Here is a 17,631-nt window from a genome sequence, read left to right on the forward strand (position 1 = left end):
TCATCATACCAAAAAGAAGTCAGAATGATAAGAAAACAATGCAGGGGGATGGAATCTATGAGTCGAACAGCATCATCGGAAGTGACAACTGCCCAGTGGCAGCAAAAACGGGATCAATTCGTTTCCAAGGGGGTCGGCAACGGAAACCGCGGCATGGCGGTAAAAGGGGAAGGGGCGCTTTTGTACGATTTGGACGGCAGACGATTCATTGATTTTGCCGGAGCGATCGGAACGCTGAATGTCGGCCATTCCCATCCGAAAGTGGTGGAGGCCGTGAAGAAACAGGCGGAGGATCTGATTCACCCGGGATTTAACGTCATGATGTATCCGTCTTATATTGAGCTGGCCGAAAAACTTTGCGCCCTTGCGCCGGGAGATCATGCGAAAAAAGCGATTTTTCTCAATTCGGGGGCGGAAGCGGTGGAAAACGCCGTGAAAATCGCCAGAAAATATACGAAGCGCCAGGCTGTCGTGTCATTTACAAGAGGGTTCCACGGCCGCACGAACATGACGATGAGCATGACGAGCAAGGTGAAGCCTTATAAATTCGGTTTCGGCCCGTTTGCCTCAGAGGTGTATCAGGCGCCGTTTCCTTATTATTATCAAAAGCCGGCCGGCATGAGCGACGAGCAGTATGACGACTTTATCATCAGCGCTTTTGAGGATTTCTTTATCGCCGCAGTTGCACCGGAAACCGTCGCCTGTGTCGTCATGGAGCCGGTTCAGGGAGAAGGCGGCTTCATCATTCCGTCAAAACGTTTCGTGCAGCACGTCGCCGCTTTTTGTAAAAAACACGGCATCGTTTTTGTAGCGGATGAGATTCAGACCGGTTTTGCCAGAACGGGAACGTATTTTGCGATTGAACATTTCGGGGCCGTTCCTGATTTGATCACCGTTTCCAAATCACTTGCGGCCGGATTGCCGCTGAGCGGCGTCATCGGCCGGGCGGAAATGCTTGATGCCGCCGCGCCGGGGGAACTCGGGGGCACATATGCGGGAAGCCCGCTCGGCTGTGCGGCTGCGCTTGCGGTCTTGGATATTATTGAAGAAGAAGGGCTGAATCAGCGTTCCGAGGAGATCGGCCGGATCATCGAGCATCAAGCGCTCGAGTGGAAAAAAGAGCATGCCTGCATCGGAGAAGTGCGCAGACTCGGCGCGATGGCGGCCATCGAAATTGTCAAAGATCCGGACACGCGGGAACCGGACAAAGCAAAAGCCGCGGCGATCGCCAAAACGGCGAACGAGAACGGACTGCTGCTGCTGACGGCCGGCATTAACGGCAACATTATCAGATTCCTGACGCCGCTTGTCGTGACGGATGAGCAGCTCAAAGAAGGCCTTTCCATTATCGAAGCAGCTCTGTGAGTTCAATTATTGGAATGCCGGCGGATGTGTCTGCTATCATGAAAGTGTGAGATACATCAACTAGCATTCAATGGCTTTACTATAGCAGAGAAAGGAATGTTCAATATGCCAGAGCAATTAACAGTGTACAACCCGGCAACGGGAGAGGCGATCGAAAGCATCCCCCAGCAGACGGCCGAAGATGTTGAAAAAGCGATTGAACGTTCACATCAAGCGTTTCAATCATGGTCCAAAACATCAGCGGGAGAACGTGCCTCACTGCTGAGAAAATGGTATGAGCTGATTGTTGAAAATAAAGAAGAACTTGCGGAATTAATTACGAAAGAAAACGGCAAACCGTACGAAGAAGCGGTCGGAGAAGTTTTATACGGCGCCGGCTATATTGAATGGTTCGCCGAAGAAGCAAAACGGATTTACGGCAGAACAGTACCTGCGCCGACAACGGGCAAACGGATTGTCGTCACCCGTCAGGCGGTCGGCCCGGTAGCCGCGATCACGCCGTGGAATTTCCCGAATGCGATGATTACAAGAAAAGCCGCGCCCGCTTTGGCGGCAGGCTGTACGTTCATCATCAAACCGGCGGAGGATACGCCGCTTTCCGCTTACGCCCTTGCGCGTCTCGCATATGAAGCGGGAATTCCGAAGGACGTGCTGCAAGTGGTGATCGGTGACGGAGCCGAAATCGGAAACGTCTTCACCAGCAGCCCGAAAATCCGCAAAATTACCTTTACCGGCTCAACGCCTGTCGGCAAAATCCTGATGAAAAACAGCGCCGACACCGTAAAACATATGTCAATGGAGCTTGGCGGACATGCGCCGCTGATCGTGGATGAAGACGCTGATCTTGATCTGGCGGTAGCCCAAACAATGGCCTCTAAATTCAGAAATGCCGGCCAAACCTGCGTCTGTGCGAACCGGCTGATCGTACACGAATCCGTAAAAGACGAGTTTGCGAAAAAACTGAGTGAAGAAGCTGCGAAACTAAAAGTCGGAAACGGTCTTGAAAAAGGCGTAAACGTCGGCCCTGTCATCAACAAAAAAGGCTTCGATAAAATCGTCGGCCAAATTAATGACGCCGTGGAAAAAGGCGCAAAAGTGCTGACGGGCGGAACGTATGACCAAAACGATGAAAAAGGCTGCTATTTCGTGACACCGACCGTGCTGTCAAACGTAGACACATCCATGAACATCATGCACGAAGAAACATTCGGCCCGGTTGCGCCGATTGTTACGTTCTCAGATATTGATGAAGCGATCAAGCTTGCGAACGATACGCCGTTCGGGCTTGCGGCTTATTTCTTCACAGAAAACTACCGCCGCGGCATTTATATTTCTGAACAGCTTGAATACGGCATCATCGGCTGGAATGACGGCGGTCCGTCCGCGGTTCAAGCGCCGTTCGGAGGAATGAAAGAAAGCGGCATCGGCCGTGAAGGCGGTACGGAAGGCATTGAGCCGTACCTGGAAACCAAATACATGTCTATCGGACTTTAATCAACCGAAAAGTAAGCCCCGCTTCTAAGCGGGGCTGTTTTTATTGAGCAGCCTGCCGGTGAATATCGCCGGCAGGCTTTTTTGATCTTGCGGGAATAATCGGTTCGATTCCAGACAAAATAACAGCAAATACGATTGAAAGAAGGTCGCCATCATGGATATATTACTGGCTCTTCTCCCGGCTTTATTTTGGGGGAGCATCGTGTTATTTAACGTCAAATTAGGCGGCGGGCCTTACAGCCAGACGCTGGGAACGACAATCGGGGCGCTCATCGTTTCGTTTGTGTTGTATCTGTTTGTCCATCCGGTGCTGTCTGGGCGCATTTTTATTGTCGGCATCATCTCGGGGCTGTTTTGGTCGCTCGGCCAAAGCAATCAGCTTAAAAGCATACAGCTGATGGGCGTTTCAAAAACGATGCCGATATCAACGGGAATGCAGCTCGTCTCGACTTCTTTGTTCGGTGTGATCGTATTCAAAGAATGGTCAACCCCGATCGCGATTACGCTGGGTATTCTCGCCCTTATTTTTATCATCATCGGGATTGTGCTCACATCTTTAGAAGATAAAAAGGGGCGGGCGGACGGAGAACCGGGAAACTTAAAAAAAGGCATTGTCATCCTGCTGATCTCCACGCTCGGTTATTTGGTCTATGTCGTTGTGGCCCGGCTGTTCGGCGTATCCGGATGGTCAGCGCTTCTGCCGCAGGCGATCGGGATGGTCATCGGCGGGCTGCTCCTGACGTACAAGCATAAACCGTTTAATAAGTACGCCCTCAAGAACATTCTGCCGGGAATCATCTGGGCGCTCGGGAATATGTTTCTGTTCATCTCACAGCCGCGCGTCGGAGTCGCGACAAGTTTTTCCCTCTCTCAAATGGGGATCGTCATCAGCACGCTCGGCGGAATCTTCATTCTCCGTGAGAGCAAAACGAAGCGTCAGCTGGTCGCCATTGCCATCGGGATTATCCTGATCATTGTGGCCGCGGTATTCTTAGGCGTTGCGAAATCAAATTCATAACAAATGCAGGAGGTTTGAACATGTACACGGATTTAAAAGGAAAAGTCGTTGCCATTACGGGAGCTTCATCAGGATTAGGAAAAGCGATGGCGATCCGCTTCGGACAGGAGCAGGCGAAAGTCGTGGTTAACTACTATAGTAATGAAAAAGACGCCCAAACCGTTAAAGAAGAGATTCAAAAAGCGGGAGGCGAAGCGGTCATCATTCAAGGCGACGTCACAAAAGAAGAAGATGTCAAAAACATCGTGCAGACCGCGGTGAAGGAATTCGGCACATTGGATGTCATGATCAATAACGCCGGCATGGAAAATCCGGTTCAGTCGCATGAAATGCCGCTCAAAGACTGGAACAAAGTCATCAATACCAATCTGACCGGCGCTTTCTTAGGAAGCCGCGAAGCCATTAAATATTACGTAGAGAATGATATTCAAGGAAACGTCATTAACATGTCAAGCGTACATGAAATGATTCCATGGCCTCTGTTTGTTCACTACGCGGCGAGTAAAGGCGGCATCAAATTGATGACGGAAACGCTGGCGCTTGAGTACGCGCCGAAGCGCATCCGTGTCAACAACATCGGGCCGGGAGCCATCAATACGCCGATCAACGCGGAAAAATTTGCGGATCCCGTTCAGAAAAAAGATGTGGAAAGCATGATTCCGATGGGATATATCGGTGAGCCGGAAGAAATCGCGGCTGTCGCCGTCTGGCTTGCTTCAAAGGAATCAAGCTACGTAACCGGCATTACGCTGTTTGCTGACGGGGGAATGACTAAATATCCGTCATTCCAGGCAGGCCGCGGATAAGAAAAAAAGCGATCGCAGGCTCTTTAGAGCCGGATCGCTTTTTGCTTACGCGCGTTTTTTCTTTACAAGCGCCGCGATGGAAAGGATAATCGCCGCAGCTGACAGAACGATGGCTGCAATATCAAGCGCTGATACGCCGGATTTGCTTTCTTCGTTTGACTGTTCAGCTCCGTGCGCATCCGTCACGCTGGCCGATTTCGTGATTTTCGTAATCGAGTGGGGCGTGTCGGCTTTCTCATCACCCGTCCATTCTACAATGCTGCCGTCTTTGTAATATTGATAAGCGTCCCAAGCGGCATCTCCGCTCTTTTCAGGATTTTTCGCAACGAACGTGAACTGCTGGAATTGGCCGGGCTGAATGCCGCCGTCCTTTGCTTCCCAAGTGACGGAGACCGCTTTGTCATCATGTTTGGATACGGATGTTTTCCAGCCCGGAATTGGCTGATACTGCTGAAATTCAACGCCGGCGGGCATTTTCAGCACGACTTTCGTTGTCGGCTCATTCTTTTCCACAGGCACTTTCATCGTGTACGTTTCCCAAGAACCGGCCGCGGATTCCGCCGGTTTGACTGAGACGTGGGCGCTTGCTGTCGCCGTAAAACCGACGAGTGACAGGGTCACGGCGGATATGAATAATAAAGCCTTTTTTTTCAACATGAGATACACTCCTTAGTTTGTCGTTGAGAATATTTGGTTGATTTCATTAAAATCGTTTGTCAGCCCGTGGACTTTGATCTTCCAGTTTCCCTTTTCGGTGATGGACAGGTTGGCGGCTTCGAATGTGCCTTCTTTCGTCTTCTTCAAATCAAAGGTGTTTTCATGCTGGTTGCCGCTGAAGCCCGTCTGGTAAACAGTGACCGTAAATTGCTGAATGTCTTTTACCAAGCTGCCGTTGTGATCGGTGACAATGACTTGAAATTCATTTTTACCCGGCTGGTTCGGCGTAATGTGCAAGGACAGGGTTTCCCCGTTTCCGATCGTTTCTGAGCCGTTAAAAGGCAATGGCGCAGGCGGCGGCGGACTGGGCAGGCTTGTGAAGACGGCGGTTGTAAATAACACCGCGATGCCTAGTGCCCATTCGGCCTTTATCGTTGCGCTGATGCTCCTTTTTCTGCTGAACTTCGTCATCCATACGTGAACGGCGCCGAGCACAAGCATGATGACAAACAGTCCGATTTTCAAAAGGAGCGTCTTACCGTAAGCGGTGTGAAAGAGTGAATCAAACGTGCGGATAATGAAAAATCCGTTCAGCACACCTGAAAATAACAGCACACCGACAGAGGCGAACGCCCAAGGAGAAAACCGTCTGACCGTTTCCCAAGCGATGGTTTTATCGGGTTTTCTCCACTCTGATGAAAGAAGCAGCACAAGCGCGGCGATACCGCCCATCCATACAGACGCGGCCGATAAATGGAGAAAGTCCATCGCGATGCCGACCGCTTTTTCGTCGATAACCGCCGCATGCCCGGCGAATGCTTTTGCCAAAAGCGAAGCGAAGAAGAACAACAGCGGCGCCGTCCAGTACGCAAATGACCAGAATGCTTTCTTCTTCAACAGCGGGATCATGGACAGGGCGAGCAGGATAAATAAGCTGATCTGGATCATCCAGACGTACCCGCCTGCCGTTTTCAGAAGCGTTTCTTTTACATAGTCCGGCTGGAACGCGGCGCTCCAAGCGCCGCCCGCGTTTTCTTTCGTCTGGATCGGGAGCTGGCAGATAAGCGCGAGCCCCGTTACACATAAAGAAATCACGAGCAGCTTTACAGTTCGTTTTGCTTTTGATGAATCTTTATTATTTCTGTACCAAAACAGATGGAAAAAAGCCGTGCCGATAAACAGGGAGAGAGCGGTGTACAAAATACCGCGGCCGATGGCCGCTTCGGGATGAAGCGCCGCTTGCGATGATGTCTGCTCCTGAAGTTCTCCGCCGGCTTTTCCGATACTGAAAGGGATGACGCCGGATACCGGATGTCCGTCGGCCGATACCGCGTTCCATTCCGCTCTGTAAATATCATGCGGCAGATTTTTTTTCAATGCCGCGGTCATGATGCGGGCATCATTTTTTTGAATCACCGTTTTTCCCGCATCGACCCGTTCGCCGGATGAATTATAGACCTTAATGGAGTGGAAGCCTTCTTCAATCTGTTCATTAAACTCAATTTCAATCTGCTTCGGCGCTTGTTTTAATTCGCTGTTCTCACCCGGATTTGAGTTTGTGATGTAGGCGTGGGCGAAGCTTGTTTTCGGAATCAAAACAAGGAACAGCAAAAAGATGAGCCAGCGTTTGTTCTGTCTCATGGATGATGACACCGCCTTCCGGTTGGTTGTTGTTATGTCTTGATGCAGGTGCATCCCTTCTGCCTGTCGTGTAAGATGATGTCCGCCGCCTCGTCAAAGGTGCAAATGACCCCGCCGAATCCTTTTTGAAACCGTTCTGCGTAATCAAGCGTTGAGAAGGGAATCGCCTGAGGCCGGCAGCAGTGAAGGTCAATATCGGCATGGACTAAAAAGTATGCGGAAGCGGCCGTCAGCGTCGTCTGGAGAAGAAAATCTTTACAAATGACGTGGGACACTTCTTCCTTTTTATCCTCATACCGCAAAATCGCGCAATGAATGCAGCACATCTGCTCAACGGCTTGTGAAACGGTAATAAGCTGAACAGAATACGAATGCTGAATCGGCCGCAGGCAATAGCCGCATTGATTGGCGCTTCGTTCTGAAGCGGGAGGGAGCGTAATGCCGCCGGGTGTCCGGATAATCCGGTTTGCATCCGCCAGCTGATTGACATCTCTGTACACGGTCATCTCGGAGACGCCGAATCTCTCGCTTATGTCAGAGATTTTCAGCGCGCCCTCTTCTTTCAGCCATTCAAGCAAGGTTTGCTGTCTGTGAATCGGAAGCAATTCTGCATCCTCCTTTTTATGCGAATGAGTGATGAACCTCCCTCTAAGAGTAGATGTTTTCACAAATGCACACAAGAGCCTGATGATAAAATATGTGAAAAAATGTTGAACAATCACAAATGTAAAAGACGTAGTCAGACTCTGTTATAATAGAAGAGTTGAATGGAGGAATAAACATGAAAGAAACGACCTGCCCGAACTGCGGCAAGCCGATTACAGGCGACATGGTCAGATCATCCATGATCCCGTGCCAGTTTCAGTGCGGGCATTGCCATGTGAAATTGCGTGAATATAAAGTATCAGCTCCGATTATGGCTGCGGCCATTGCGATCACGGTGCTTTTGATTTATCTTGTGCAGATGGCCAGAACCGCCGTCATGCCGATGTTTCCGGCAGCGCGGTACGTGCCGGCCGCCATTTTCGCGCTCGTATGTGCGTATCCGGTGTTTATTGTCAGTGAGCGGCTCATTGCCAAACTCGTCGTCACAAAAGGACACATTATATACAGAAAGCGGTAAGACACCTTTGATGAGGTGTCTTTTTTTTTTGTTAAGGAGTTGTCACAGTCTCTGTGCCAAACTCCTCTTTACTTTTCATTGAATGAGAATTGTAAGCGTTTTATGATGAAGACACAGGGGAGAGAGAGAAACCCCGTGTCTTATTTATTTTCATCTGAAGGCAAGCAAACAGGGAGGGAATGAACATGCAGCAAGAACAGCAAGCTGGCATGAAAGTGAAGATACAGCGGTTCGGCAGTTATTTAAGCGGTATGATCATGCCGAATATCGGCGCATTTATCGCATGGGGAATTATCACCGCGCTGTTTATACCTAAGGGGTGGTTTCCGAATCCGCAGCTGAATACATTGGTAACCCCGATGATTACGTATCTTCTGCCGCTTTTAATCGCATATACGGGCGGAAAAATGATTTACGATCACCGCGGGGGAGTCGTCGGAGCGACGGCGGCCATCGGAGTCATTGTCGGAGCGGACATTCCGATGTTCTTAGGGGCAATGATTATGGGGCCTTTGGGCGGTTATCTCATTAAACAATTAGACCGTGTGTTTAAAGATAAAGTCAGACAGGGTTTTGAAATGCTGATCAACAACTTCACGGCGGGAATTATCGGAGCTGTGCTGACGATTATCGCGTTTTATGCGATCGGCCCGGTTGTCCTGTCTCTTAACAAATTGCTGGCGGCGGGTGTGGAAGTCATTGTCCACGCGAATTTGCTGCCGATTGCAAGCGTTTTCGTAGAACCGGCGAAAGTCCTGTTCCTGAATAACGCGATCAACCACGGCATTTTAAGTCCGATCGGAATCGAGCAGGCCGCCAAAGCGGGTAAATCCATTCTGTTCTTAGTGGAAGCGAACCCCGGACCGGGACTCGGTATTTTACTGGCATATATGTTCTTTGGGAAAGGCTCTTCAAGATCGACGGCTCCGGGAGCGGCGATCATTCATTTCTTCGGGGGGATTCATGAAATCTATTTCCCTTACATTTTAATGAAACCGATGCTGATCCTCGCGGCGATCGCCGGGGGAGCGAGCGGACTGCTTACATTCTCGATCTTTAACGCAGGTCTTGTCGCCGCATCATCTCCGGGAAGCATCATCGCCATTTTGGCGCTGACGCCGAAAGGAAGCTACCTCGGCGTGCTGGCGGGCGTCATCGTTGCCGCGGCCGTATCGTTTATCGTCTCGGCGCTTATTCTGAAATCGTCTAAAGCGGGCGAAGAAGATTTGACAGCCGCGGCGGAAAAAATGCAGGAAATGAAAGGCAGGAAAAGTGAAGCGGCGGCCGCGTTGGCGGACAAAGAGGAAGAGCCGGAAAACAGCGCCGCTGATATTTCCGCCGACCAAGTCAGCCGCATTATCTTCGCGTGTGACGCGGGTATGGGATCGAGCGCAATGGGCGCCTCCATTTTAAGAAATAAAGTGAAAAAAGCAGACCTGGATATTGATGTGACAAATACGTCGATCAATAATCTGCCGAATGACGCGGATATCGTCATTACGCATAAGGACCTGACTGACCGCGCGAAAGCGAAGCTGCCGCAGGCGGTGCACATTTCGGTTGATAATTTCTTGAACAGCCCGAAATACGATGAACTGATTGAAAAGCTTAAAAACTAATCAAACAGAAAGAGGGATCTTCATCATGGAAGTATTGGCTAAAGCGAACATCAAACTGAACCAGACGGTGAACTCAAAAGAGGATGCCATCCGCCTCGCGGGACAGACATTGATTGATAACGGCTACGTGAAGAACGGCTATGTGGAAAAAATGTTCGAACGTGAAGAAACATCATCGACGTTTATGGGGAATTTCATCGCGATCCCGCACGGCACGGAAGATGCGAAGGATGAGGTGCTTCATTCAGGCATTTCCGTCATCCAGATTCCGGACGGTGTGGAATACGGTGAAGGCAATACGGCAAAGGTCGTTTTCGGTATCGCCGGAAAAAACAATGAACACTTAGACATCCTGTCAAACATCGCCATCATCTGCTCAGAGGAAGAAAACATTGAACGGCTGATCAGTGCAAAGACGGAAGAAGAACTGGCCGCTATTTTCAGCGAGGTGAACTGACATGATTGCCCTTCATTTCGGAGCGGGAAACATCGGGCGGGGCTTTATCGGCGCCCTGCTCCATCATTCCGGCTATGACGTAGTTTTCGCTGATGTGAATGAAACGATGGTCAGCCTTCTCAATGAAAAGAAGGAATATACCGTGGAGCTTGCCGACGGCGGCCGGCAGACCGAAATCATCGGCCCCGTTTCAGCCATCAACAGCGCGGTGCAAGAACAAGAGCTGTACAGGCTGATCAATGAAGCGGCGATCATTACGACGGCGGTGGGCCCGAACGTTCTCAGACTCATCGCCCCGTCCATCGCGGAAGGGCTGAAGCGCAGAACGTCCTCTGAGCCTCTCAATATCATTGCCTGTGAAAATATGATCGGCGGCAGCAGTTTTCTGAAAAAAGAAGTTTTCGGACATTTGACGGAAGCGGAACGGGAACTCGTGAACCGGACGGTCGGCTTCCCGGATTCTGCGGTGGATCGGATCGTGCCGATTCAGCACCATGAAGATCCGCTGAAAGTATCCGTAGAACCGTTTTTTGAATGGGTCATAGACAGAACCGGCTTTGCCGGCGGCCAGCCGGTACTGGAAGGTGCGTTGTTTACGGATGATCTTACGCCTTTCATCGAGAGAAAGCTGTTTACCGTCAATACCGGGCATGCCGTCACGGCGTATGTCGGCTATCAGCGCGGATTAAAAACCGTCAAAGAGGCCATCGGCCATCCTGAAATCCGGCGTGTCGTGTACGATGCACTTTCAGAAACGGGCGAGTACTTGGTGAAAGCGTACGGCTTTAAGCAATCCGAACACGAGCAGTACATGAAAAAAATCATCGGCCGCTTTGAAAATGAATACATCACGGATGATGTGACAAGAGTCGCCAGATCACCGCTCAGAAAACTCGGAGCGAATGACAGATTAGTAGGGCCGGCCAAAAAAATAAAAGAACCGAACGCGCTGGCGGAAGGTATCGCCGCCGCCCTGCGCTTTGACTATCAGGATGATCCGGAAGCGGTTGAGCTGCAAAAGCTTATCGCGGAAAAAGGCACGAGCGGCGTTCTTCAAGACATTTGCGGTATTCAGCCGCATGAACCGTTGCATGGCATCGTGCTCAAAAAGCTCAATCAATAAAAATGAACCTGCGTCGGGGGGGACGCGGGTTTTTTCTTGCGTTATAATGAGAGGGAAGGGAGGCTGCGTGATGAATCAGACGCTATTGCCCCATCGTTTTCCGTTTCTTTTGATTGACGGCACGACGAACAGTGAAGCCGGAAAATGGGCGGCTGCTTACAAAAACATCAGTGAAAATGACTGGTTTATAACTGAATCCCAAAGAGAGATGCCATTTTCGCTCGTCGTTGAAGCAATGGCCCAAACGGCGGCTTGCGCGGGAATTACCGGCGGTGACGGTCTCGGTCTCTTATCCGCGGTGAAGAAAGCGGAAAGGTTAGGTGCCGCTTTGCCGGGAGACCGTCTGGATCTTTTTTTTGAGGTCACGCGAATCAGACGCGGTTTTGTGTTCGGCCGGGCGAAAGCGTCCGTTGCCGGGAAGCCTGTGGCGGAAGCGGAGCTCAGCATATTTATCCAGCTATCGTAAAAAAAGCCGCCACTGGAGGCGGCTTTCGGACAAGCGTTTTATTTTGTATCATAATCTCTTTCACTTTGTGAATTGTCCCTCTGGTCATGTTTGTGTTTTTCGTCATTGGCGTTTTCCTTCAGCTCTTCCAGCGGAATCGGATCGGTTAAATCATGATGTTCAGGATTTTCATTCGGTTTGTTCTTTTGTTTTCTTTCTTTCATCCTCCATCACCTCAATATTTATTTTCCTCAACGCTCGCCCTGCCAAACGCAGGAAGCGGTTTTTTGTTCCTGTGGGTCATATGTATTAAAATAGAGACGACTACAATATAAAAAGTGAGGTACATATATGCCGATACAAAGAGAAGACGCAGATATTAAACTGATCGCGATTGATATGGACGGAACCCTGCTCAATGACGAGCAGCTCATCCCGGAGGAAAACCGGCGGGCGATCAAGGAAGCGGAGGCGAAAGGAATTCACGTCGTCATCAGCACAGGACGCACGCTGATGACCTGCCGCGAACTGGCTGAGTCTCTCGAGCTGTCATCCTTTTTAATCACGGCAAACGGCAGCGAAATCTGGGATTCCAACTTTGAGCTGGTTGAGCGCAAGCTTCTTCATACCGATCATATTCAAAAATTATGGGATCTGAGGAATAAGCACAACACGAATTTCTGGGCTTCTACCGTCGATAGAGTGTGGAGAGGGGAATTCCCGGAAACGATTACGGATCATCAGTGGCTCAAGTTCGGTTTCGAAATCGAGGATGACGAAGTGCGGAATGAGGTGCTGAAAGAGCTCAAAGAATACAAGGAGCTCGAAATCACAAACTCAAGTCCGATCAACATCGAAGTCAATGCCCTCGGTATCAACAAAGCGGCTGCGCTGGCGAAGGTATCGGAAAAACTCGGCTTCACGATGGAAAATGTGATGGCCATGGGTGACAGTCTGAATGACATTGCCATGATTGAAAAAGCGGGTGTCGGCGTCGCCATGGGGAACGCGCAGGACATCGTGAAAGAAACAGCTGACTGGGTGACTGATGTCAACACGGAAAACGGGGTCGCCAAAGCGATCCGCCACTGGGTGTTATAATAGAAAAAAGAGAGAGTCTCAGTATGAGACTCTCTTTTTTTTTTGTTTTGTCAGATTTGTGACTAGGTCCATGGTAGGTTTTCTGACAAAAGGATGTTCAAACCTGTCAGAAATAAATATAATGAAGAGAAATCCAACAATTCGGAATAGTCATTCCGAATAGCGGAATGATAATCATATAAAACGTTTACAATACAGGAGGGATCTTATGTTTCAGATTGACATCAATTGTGATTTAGGAGAGAGTTTCGGTGCTTATAAAATCGGGCTGGATGAAGAGATTTTGGATTATGTGACATCTGCAAACATCGCCTGCGGCTTTCATGCGGGTGATCCCAGCGTGATGCGCAAAACGGTTGCGCTTGCGGCGGAAAAAGGCGTGAAAATCGGCGCTCATCCCGGGCTGTTCGATCTGCAGGGATTCGGGCGGCGGCAGATCGCGATTACACCCGAGGAAGCGTATGATCTGACGCTGTACCAAATCGGCGCGCTGTCAGGGTTTTTAAAAGCAGAAGGTGTCGAGATGCAGCATGTGAAGCCGCACGGCGCTTTATATAATATGGCCGCCGTCAATCCCGGCCTGTCAGAAGCCATCGCTCAGGCGGTCTGTCATTTTGATCCCGGGCTTATTCTTTTCGGGCTTTCCGGAAGCGAGCTGATTAAAGCGGGAGATCGACTCGGACTGAGGACGGCAAGCGAAGTGTTTGCGGACCGCACCTATCAGGAAGACGGCACGCTGACGCCGCGTTCAGAGCCGGATGCGCTGATTCAGGATGACAAAAAAGCGGTCGGTCAAGTGATTCAAATGGTGAAAGACAGCACGGTGACATCGCGTAAGGGACAAGCTGTAAACCTGAAAGCGGACACCGTCTGCATTCACGGAGACGGCGCCCACGCCCTCACATTCGCAAAAACAATCAAAAAAGAATTAAAAGCAGCAGACATTCAAATCAGCGCGCTTGCAAAAGACTGAGCAGCAGAGGGAGGAAGACAGCATGGAGCAAAAGAAAAAAACAGCCGGAAAGGCTTCCGGCAAATGGTCGCTTCTTTTAGGCGCGACATTTTTGATGGCGACATCATCAATCGGGCCCGGCTTTCTGACGCAAACGGCCACGTTTACCAATACATTGGCGGCAAGCTTCGGCTTTATCATTTTAATCTCTATTATTTTGGACATCTTCGCGCAAACCAATGTATGGCGGATTATCGCGGTTTCCGGAAAGCGCGGCCAAGAGATTGCCAATATGGTGCTTCCGGGCGCCGGTTATGCCATTGCTTTTCTGGTCGTGCTCGGCGGACTTGCGTTTAATATCGGAAACATCGGCGGCGCGGGTCTCGGTCTTCAAGTATTATTCGGAATCAAACCGGAGATCGGCGCTTTAATCAGCGCTGCGATTGCGGTTCTGATTTTCGTCATAAAGGAAGCCGGAAAAGTCATGGACCGTTTTATGCAGATCGCCGGAATCGTCATGATCGTATTGACGGTGTATGTTGCCGTAACGACGGCTCCGCCGGTCGGACACGCCGTTGTGAAAACTTTTATGCCTGATCATATCAGTGTGCTGGCAATCGTGACGCTTGTCGGCGGTACGGTCGGCGGATACATTACATTTGCCGGCGGCCACCGCTTGCTTGATTCAGGCATCCAAGGGAAGGAAGTCATTCCTCAGGTGACGAAAAGCTCCATCACGGGCGTCTTGATTACATCTGTTATGCGGATTGCCCTGTTTCTCGCCGTGCTCGGCGTCGTTTCAAAGGGCCTGCGCATCGATCCTGATAATCCCGCGGCTTCTGTGTTCAAGCTTGCGGCGGGAAATGTCGGCTATAAAATTTTCGGCGTCATCATGTGGTCTGCCGCTATCACGTCTGTCATCGGCGCCGCCTATACATCGGTGTCATTTTTCAAATCATTTTCAACAAAAATCGAAAAGCACTCACATGGCGTCATTATCGGTTTTATCATCGTATCCACTCTTATTTTTGTTACGATCGGCCAGCCTGCCAAAATTCTGGTCGCGGTCGGTTCGCTTAACGGCTTAATTCTGCCGCTTGCATTAGCGATGATACTGTTGGGCGCTTATAAGAAAAAAATCGTCGGCGATTACAAGCATCCGATCTGGCTCACGATTGCAGGGGCGATCGTAGTGGTTGTCATGGCGGTTATGGGCATCTATACATTATTCACGCAGATGCCGCAGCTATGGAGCTGATGATATGAAAAAACATATGAGTGACATGAGTCCCGAAGAAGTCAGACAGCTGATCAGGAAGGGGCAGATGACCGGGCCGACGGCGGGGATGGCCGCTTCTTATGCACAAGCCAATCTCGTCGTTTTGCAAAAGGATCTTGCCTTTGATTTTCTCTTATTCTGCCAGCGCAATCAAAAGCCTTGTCCGGTGCTTGATGTGACGGATGCGGGTTCACCCGTTCCGGCAATAGCTGCGCCGGGAGCTGATATCCGGACGGACTTTCCGAAATACAGGATTTATCGGCATGGCGTGCTTACTGAAGAGGTAACGGATATTACGCCGTATTGGAAGGATGATGATGTCGGGTTTTTAATCGGCTGCAGTTTTTCATTCGAGCAAGCCCTTATTAATCAGCACATTCCAATCAGGCACATCGATGAGGGTGTGAATGTCCCCATGTATAAAACAGACATTGACTGTGTTCCCGCCGGCCCGTTTTCTGGAAAGATGGTCGTCAGCATGAGACCGATTCCGGAAAGGCTTGCAGTCCGCGCGGCGCAGGTCACGTCACGTTTTCCCGCCGTGCACGGCGCCCCCGTCCGCATCGGAAATCCGCAAAGCATCGGTATCAGCGATTTGCATCAGCCGGATTTCGGAGATGCCGTAACGGTGCGGGAAGGCGAAGTTCCCGTATTCTGGGCTTGCGGCGTTACGCCCCAGGCGGTGATCATGGAAGCAAAGCCTGACATCGTAATAACACATTCACCGGGGCACATGCTGATCACCGATATACGAAATGAATCGCTTGCTGTCCTGTAAGTGAGAAAGAATACAACGAGGTGATGACAATGATGCAGTATAGCGGAAATACAGCGCTTGATATACAGCCGTACGGTGATTCCGCCGTTATCATCCGCTTTGGCGGGCACATCAGCGAAGAGGTCAACGGCCGGGTGCATGCGGCGGCAGCCTGTATGGAAGAACGGCCGTTTCCGGGCTTCGTTGAATGTATTCCGGCATTCACAAGCTTAACGATCTTTTATGATGTGTATGCCGTCTCAAACATAAAAAAAGGCGTCTCTCCTTTTGCCCTGGTCAAGAAAGAAGTGACAGAACGTCTCAGCCATATAATGACCGGCCGCAAAGAAGAGCGCCGGGTGATGGAAATCCCCGTTTGCTACGGCGGTGATTTCGGTCCCGATTTAGAAGAGGTCGCTGAGATGAACGATCTGACCCCGGAAGACGTCATCCGCATTCATACTGAAGGCGAATATCTCGTTTATATGCTCGGATTTGCGCCGGGATTTCCGTTTTTAGGAGGAATGTCTGAGCGGATCAGAGCGCCGAGAAAGGCGTCGCCAAGGCCGTCCATCCCGGCCGGTTCAGTAGGAATCGCGGGAATGCAGACCGGTGTGTATCCGATATCCACTCCCGGCGGCTGGCAGCTGATCGGCAGCACCCCGCTCCGGCTTTTCAGGCCGGAAGAACATCCGCCGAGTCTATTGAGAGCGGGCGATACGGTGAAATTCGTCCGGATCACGGCAGAGGAGTACAGCCGCATCAAGGAGGGAGCCGAATGAGTATGAAAGTGGTAAAGCCCGGTCTCTTGACGACGGTTCAGGACAAGGGGCGGACGGGATATCAGAAATACGGTGTGCTGGGAAGCGGCGCAATGGATACGATCTCACTGCGCATCGCCAATCTTCTTGCCGGAAATCAAGAAAAAGAGGCGGGACTGGAAATTACGCTCATGGGGCCCGGGCCTTCCTTTGAATTTTCAGAACCTGCGGTTATTGCCGTCACGGGAGCTGATTTCGCCTTTCATATTAATGGGGAGCCCGCTCCTCTGTGGAAACCGGTTTTGATAAAGGAAAACAGCGTTGTCTCATTCGGGCCGTGCAAGATGGGGAGCCGCGCTTATCTCGCCGTCGCGGGGGGATTTGACGTGCCCGCCGTCATGGAAAGCAAAAGCACATATGTCAGAGCGGGGATCGGCGGCTTTTGCGGAAGAGCGCTGCAAAAAGATGATGAGCTGCCGCTCGGCCGTATGACGCCATGTTCGGAATCAATCGCGTACCGTCTGAGCGATTCTTTCGGACAGCATGGTTTCTCAGCGCCTGATTGGTCTGTCAGCAGCAGAGGATTTCTGCCGCTGAAAAAAAATCCGGTCATACGAGTGCTTGAAGGCGCTCAATTTCACGCTTTTACAGAAGAAGCAAAATTACGTTTTTACCAAGAGTCATATACGGTCACGCCTCAATCCGACCGAATGGGCTACCGGCTGAAGGGCGCTCCGCTTGAATTGCGGGAGCCGCTGGAGATGGTATCTGAGGCCGTGACGTTCGGAACGGTGCAGGTGCCGCCGGACGGCAATCCGATTATTCTGCTGGCTGACAGACAGACGACGGGGGGCTATCCGCGGATGGCGCATATCATATCCGCTGATCTTCCTCTCGTCGCCCAAACGATGCCGGGGGAACATATCACGTTCCGGGCCGTTTCGCTGGAGGAAGCGGAAATGCTGCTTTTGGAGAAGGAACAGCAGCTGAAGGAGCTGAAAGCAAGGCTCAAAATGGAATGGCTGATCTGACA

At 50.7% G+C, this 17,631-nt stretch carries 19 protein-coding genes; 15 read left to right on the forward strand and 4 right to left on the reverse strand.

The window, feature by feature from the left end; genetic code table 11:
- Window positions 1–57: 57 nt before the first annotated feature.
- The 4 genes from gabT to gdh all read left to right on the forward strand — a co-directional run bounded on the left by gabT (window position 58) and on the right by gdh (window position 4,683).
- The gene (gabT, locus tag NYE68_RS02475) at window positions 58–1,365 is read left to right on the forward strand and encodes a 4-aminobutyrate--2-oxoglutarate transaminase (protein ID WP_033575077.1); all 1,308 of its coding nucleotides are present in this window, start codon (window positions 58–60) and stop codon (window positions 1,363–1,365) included.
- Window positions 1,366–1,470: 105 nt separating this feature from the next.
- Window positions 1,471–2,859 (forward strand): succinate-semialdehyde dehydrogenase, encoded by a 1,389-nt coding sequence (gene gabD, locus NYE68_RS02480; RefSeq protein ID WP_007410282.1) that lies wholly within the window; start codon window positions 1,471–1,473, stop codon window positions 2,857–2,859.
- A 154-nt stretch (window positions 2,860–3,013) separates the two neighbouring features.
- Window positions 3,014–3,877, forward strand: a complete 864-nt coding sequence (locus tag NYE68_RS02485; RefSeq protein ID WP_003156317.1) for a RhaT/GlcU family sugar-proton symporter — start codon at window positions 3,014–3,016, stop codon at window positions 3,875–3,877.
- Between the two features lie 20 nt (window positions 3,878–3,897).
- Entirely contained in the window at window positions 3,898–4,683 is a 786-nt protein-coding gene (gene gdh / locus NYE68_RS02490) for a glucose 1-dehydrogenase (protein ID WP_007410286.1), read from the forward strand.
- A 45-nt stretch (window positions 4,684–4,728) separates the two neighbouring features.
- Here the strand turns inward: gdh and NYE68_RS02495 are convergent, their stop codons facing one another.
- Genes NYE68_RS02495 through NYE68_RS02505 form a run of 3 tightly spaced genes read right to left on the reverse strand, consistent with a single transcriptional unit; the run spans window position 4,729 to window position 7,586 of the window.
- Window positions 4,729–5,340: a DUF1775 domain-containing protein gene (locus NYE68_RS02495; RefSeq protein ID WP_007410287.1), complete on the reverse strand. Its 612-nt coding sequence runs from the start codon at window positions 5,338–5,340 to the stop codon at window positions 4,729–4,731.
- Window positions 5,341–5,352: 12 nt separating this feature from the next.
- Window positions 5,353–6,981, reverse strand: coding sequence for a copper resistance CopC/CopD family protein (locus tag NYE68_RS02500; protein WP_324636129.1), 1,629 nt, complete (start codon window positions 6,979–6,981; stop codon window positions 5,353–5,355).
- Window positions 6,982–7,013: 32 nt separating this feature from the next.
- Complete coding sequence (locus NYE68_RS02505; protein ID WP_324636128.1) at window positions 7,014–7,586, reverse strand: DeoR family transcriptional regulator; 573 nt, start codon at window positions 7,584–7,586, stop codon at window positions 7,014–7,016.
- 176 nt (window positions 7,587–7,762) lie between these two features.
- On the opposite strand from NYE68_RS02505, the gene NYE68_RS02510 reads away from it, so the two are divergent.
- From NYE68_RS02510 to NYE68_RS02530, 5 genes are all read left to right on the forward strand, one after another.
- Window positions 7,763–8,104 carry a hypothetical protein gene (locus NYE68_RS02510; RefSeq protein ID WP_003156306.1) on the forward strand — a complete coding sequence of 114 codons (342 nt, stop codon included), beginning with the start codon at window positions 7,763–7,765 and terminating at the stop codon, window positions 8,102–8,104.
- Window positions 8,105–8,283: 179 nt separating this feature from the next.
- Window positions 8,284–9,723, forward strand: a complete 1,440-nt coding sequence (locus NYE68_RS02515; protein WP_174738526.1) for a PTS mannitol transporter subunit IICB — start codon at window positions 8,284–8,286, stop codon at window positions 9,721–9,723.
- 25 nt (window positions 9,724–9,748) lie between these two features.
- Window positions 9,749–10,180 (forward strand): PTS sugar transporter subunit IIA, encoded by a 432-nt coding sequence (locus NYE68_RS02520; protein ID WP_012116817.1) that lies wholly within the window; start codon window positions 9,749–9,751, stop codon window positions 10,178–10,180.
- A gap of 1 nt (window position 10,181) precedes the next feature.
- Complete coding sequence (locus tag NYE68_RS02525) at window positions 10,182–11,303, forward strand: mannitol-1-phosphate 5-dehydrogenase (protein WP_014416916.1); 1,122 nt, start codon at window positions 10,182–10,184, stop codon at window positions 11,301–11,303.
- A 70-nt stretch (window positions 11,304–11,373) separates the two neighbouring features.
- Window positions 11,374–11,769: a 3-hydroxyacyl-ACP dehydratase FabZ family protein gene (locus NYE68_RS02530; protein WP_324636127.1), complete on the forward strand. Its 396-nt coding sequence runs from the start codon at window positions 11,374–11,376 to the stop codon at window positions 11,767–11,769.
- A 38-nt stretch (window positions 11,770–11,807) separates the two neighbouring features.
- Here NYE68_RS02530 and NYE68_RS02535 read toward each other — a convergent pair whose 3' ends face one another.
- Complete coding sequence (locus tag NYE68_RS02535; RefSeq protein ID WP_003156294.1) at window positions 11,808–11,972, reverse strand: hypothetical protein; 165 nt, start codon at window positions 11,970–11,972, stop codon at window positions 11,808–11,810.
- A 127-nt stretch (window positions 11,973–12,099) separates the two neighbouring features.
- On the opposite strand from NYE68_RS02535, the gene NYE68_RS02540 reads away from it, so the two are divergent.
- The 6 genes from NYE68_RS02540 to NYE68_RS02565 all read left to right on the forward strand — a co-directional run bounded on the left by NYE68_RS02540 (window position 12,100) and on the right by NYE68_RS02565 (window position 17,629).
- Window positions 12,100–12,849, forward strand: coding sequence for a Cof-type HAD-IIB family hydrolase (locus NYE68_RS02540; RefSeq protein ID WP_003156292.1), 750 nt, complete (start codon window positions 12,100–12,102; stop codon window positions 12,847–12,849).
- A 208-nt stretch (window positions 12,850–13,057) separates the two neighbouring features.
- Complete coding sequence (locus NYE68_RS02545; protein WP_324636126.1) at window positions 13,058–13,822, forward strand: 5-oxoprolinase subunit PxpA; 765 nt, start codon at window positions 13,058–13,060, stop codon at window positions 13,820–13,822.
- 22 nt (window positions 13,823–13,844) lie between these two features.
- Complete coding sequence (locus NYE68_RS02550) at window positions 13,845–15,059, forward strand: NRAMP family divalent metal transporter (RefSeq protein WP_324636125.1); 1,215 nt, start codon at window positions 13,845–13,847, stop codon at window positions 15,057–15,059.
- Window positions 15,060–15,063: 4 nt separating this feature from the next.
- A complete protein-coding gene (locus NYE68_RS02555; RefSeq protein ID WP_061861157.1) occupies window positions 15,064–15,858 on the forward strand; it encodes a putative hydro-lyase in 795 nt (264 codons plus the stop codon).
- 29 nt (window positions 15,859–15,887) lie between these two features.
- Window positions 15,888–16,619 (forward strand): 5-oxoprolinase subunit PxpB, encoded by a 732-nt coding sequence (gene pxpB, locus NYE68_RS02560; RefSeq protein WP_033575070.1) that lies wholly within the window; start codon window positions 15,888–15,890, stop codon window positions 16,617–16,619.
- A 2-nt stretch (window positions 16,620–16,621) separates the two neighbouring features.
- Window positions 16,622–17,629: a biotin-dependent carboxyltransferase family protein gene (locus NYE68_RS02565; protein WP_154019558.1), complete on the forward strand. Its 1,008-nt coding sequence runs from the start codon at window positions 16,622–16,624 to the stop codon at window positions 17,627–17,629.
- Window positions 17,630–17,631 lie beyond the last annotated feature (2 nt).

The organism is Bacillus sp. FSL R5-0447 (genome assembly GCF_038606125.1).
Classification (GTDB): domain Bacteria; phylum Bacillota; class Bacilli; order Bacillales; family Bacillaceae; genus Bacillus; species Bacillus velezensis.

Coding starts and splice junctions, on each gene's coding strand:
- gdh (WP_007410286.1), top strand. CDS start 3,898: ATGTACACGGATTTAAAAGGAAAAGTCGTTGCCATTACGGGAGCTTCA.
- gabD (WP_007410282.1), top strand. CDS start 1,471: ATGCCAGAGCAATTAACAGTGTACAACCCGGCAACGGGAGAGGCGATC.
- NYE68_RS02495 (WP_007410287.1), bottom strand. CDS start 5,340: ATGTTGAAAAAAAAGGCTTTATTATTCATATCCGCCGTGACCCTGTCA.
- NYE68_RS02520 (WP_012116817.1), top strand. CDS start 9,749: ATGGAAGTATTGGCTAAAGCGAACATCAAACTGAACCAGACGGTGAAC.
- NYE68_RS02545 (WP_324636126.1), top strand. CDS start 13,058: ATGTTTCAGATTGACATCAATTGTGATTTAGGAGAGAGTTTCGGTGCT.
- NYE68_RS02530 (WP_324636127.1), top strand. CDS start 11,374: ATGAATCAGACGCTATTGCCCCATCGTTTTCCGTTTCTTTTGATTGAC.
- NYE68_RS02525 (WP_014416916.1), top strand. CDS start 10,182: ATGATTGCCCTTCATTTCGGAGCGGGAAACATCGGGCGGGGCTTTATC.
- NYE68_RS02485 (WP_003156317.1), top strand. CDS start 3,014: ATGGATATATTACTGGCTCTTCTCCCGGCTTTATTTTGGGGGAGCATC.
- NYE68_RS02500 (WP_324636129.1), bottom strand. CDS start 6,981: ATGAGACAGAACAAACGCTGGCTCATCTTTTTGCTGTTCCTTGTTTTG.
- NYE68_RS02565 (WP_154019558.1), top strand. CDS start 16,622: ATGAAAGTGGTAAAGCCCGGTCTCTTGACGACGGTTCAGGACAAGGGG.
- NYE68_RS02510 (WP_003156306.1), top strand. CDS start 7,763: ATGAAAGAAACGACCTGCCCGAACTGCGGCAAGCCGATTACAGGCGAC.
- NYE68_RS02535 (WP_003156294.1), bottom strand. CDS start 11,972: ATGAAAGAAAGAAAACAAAAGAACAAACCGAATGAAAATCCTGAACAT.
- NYE68_RS02515 (WP_174738526.1), top strand. CDS start 8,284: ATGAACATGCAGCAAGAACAGCAAGCTGGCATGAAAGTGAAGATACAG.
- pxpB (WP_033575070.1), top strand. CDS start 15,888: ATGATGCAGTATAGCGGAAATACAGCGCTTGATATACAGCCGTACGGT.
- NYE68_RS02555 (WP_061861157.1), top strand. CDS start 15,064: ATGAAAAAACATATGAGTGACATGAGTCCCGAAGAAGTCAGACAGCTG.
- NYE68_RS02550 (WP_324636125.1), top strand. CDS start 13,845: ATGGAGCAAAAGAAAAAAACAGCCGGAAAGGCTTCCGGCAAATGGTCG.
- NYE68_RS02540 (WP_003156292.1), top strand. CDS start 12,100: ATGCCGATACAAAGAGAAGACGCAGATATTAAACTGATCGCGATTGAT.
- gabT (WP_033575077.1), top strand. CDS start 58: ATGAGTCGAACAGCATCATCGGAAGTGACAACTGCCCAGTGGCAGCAA.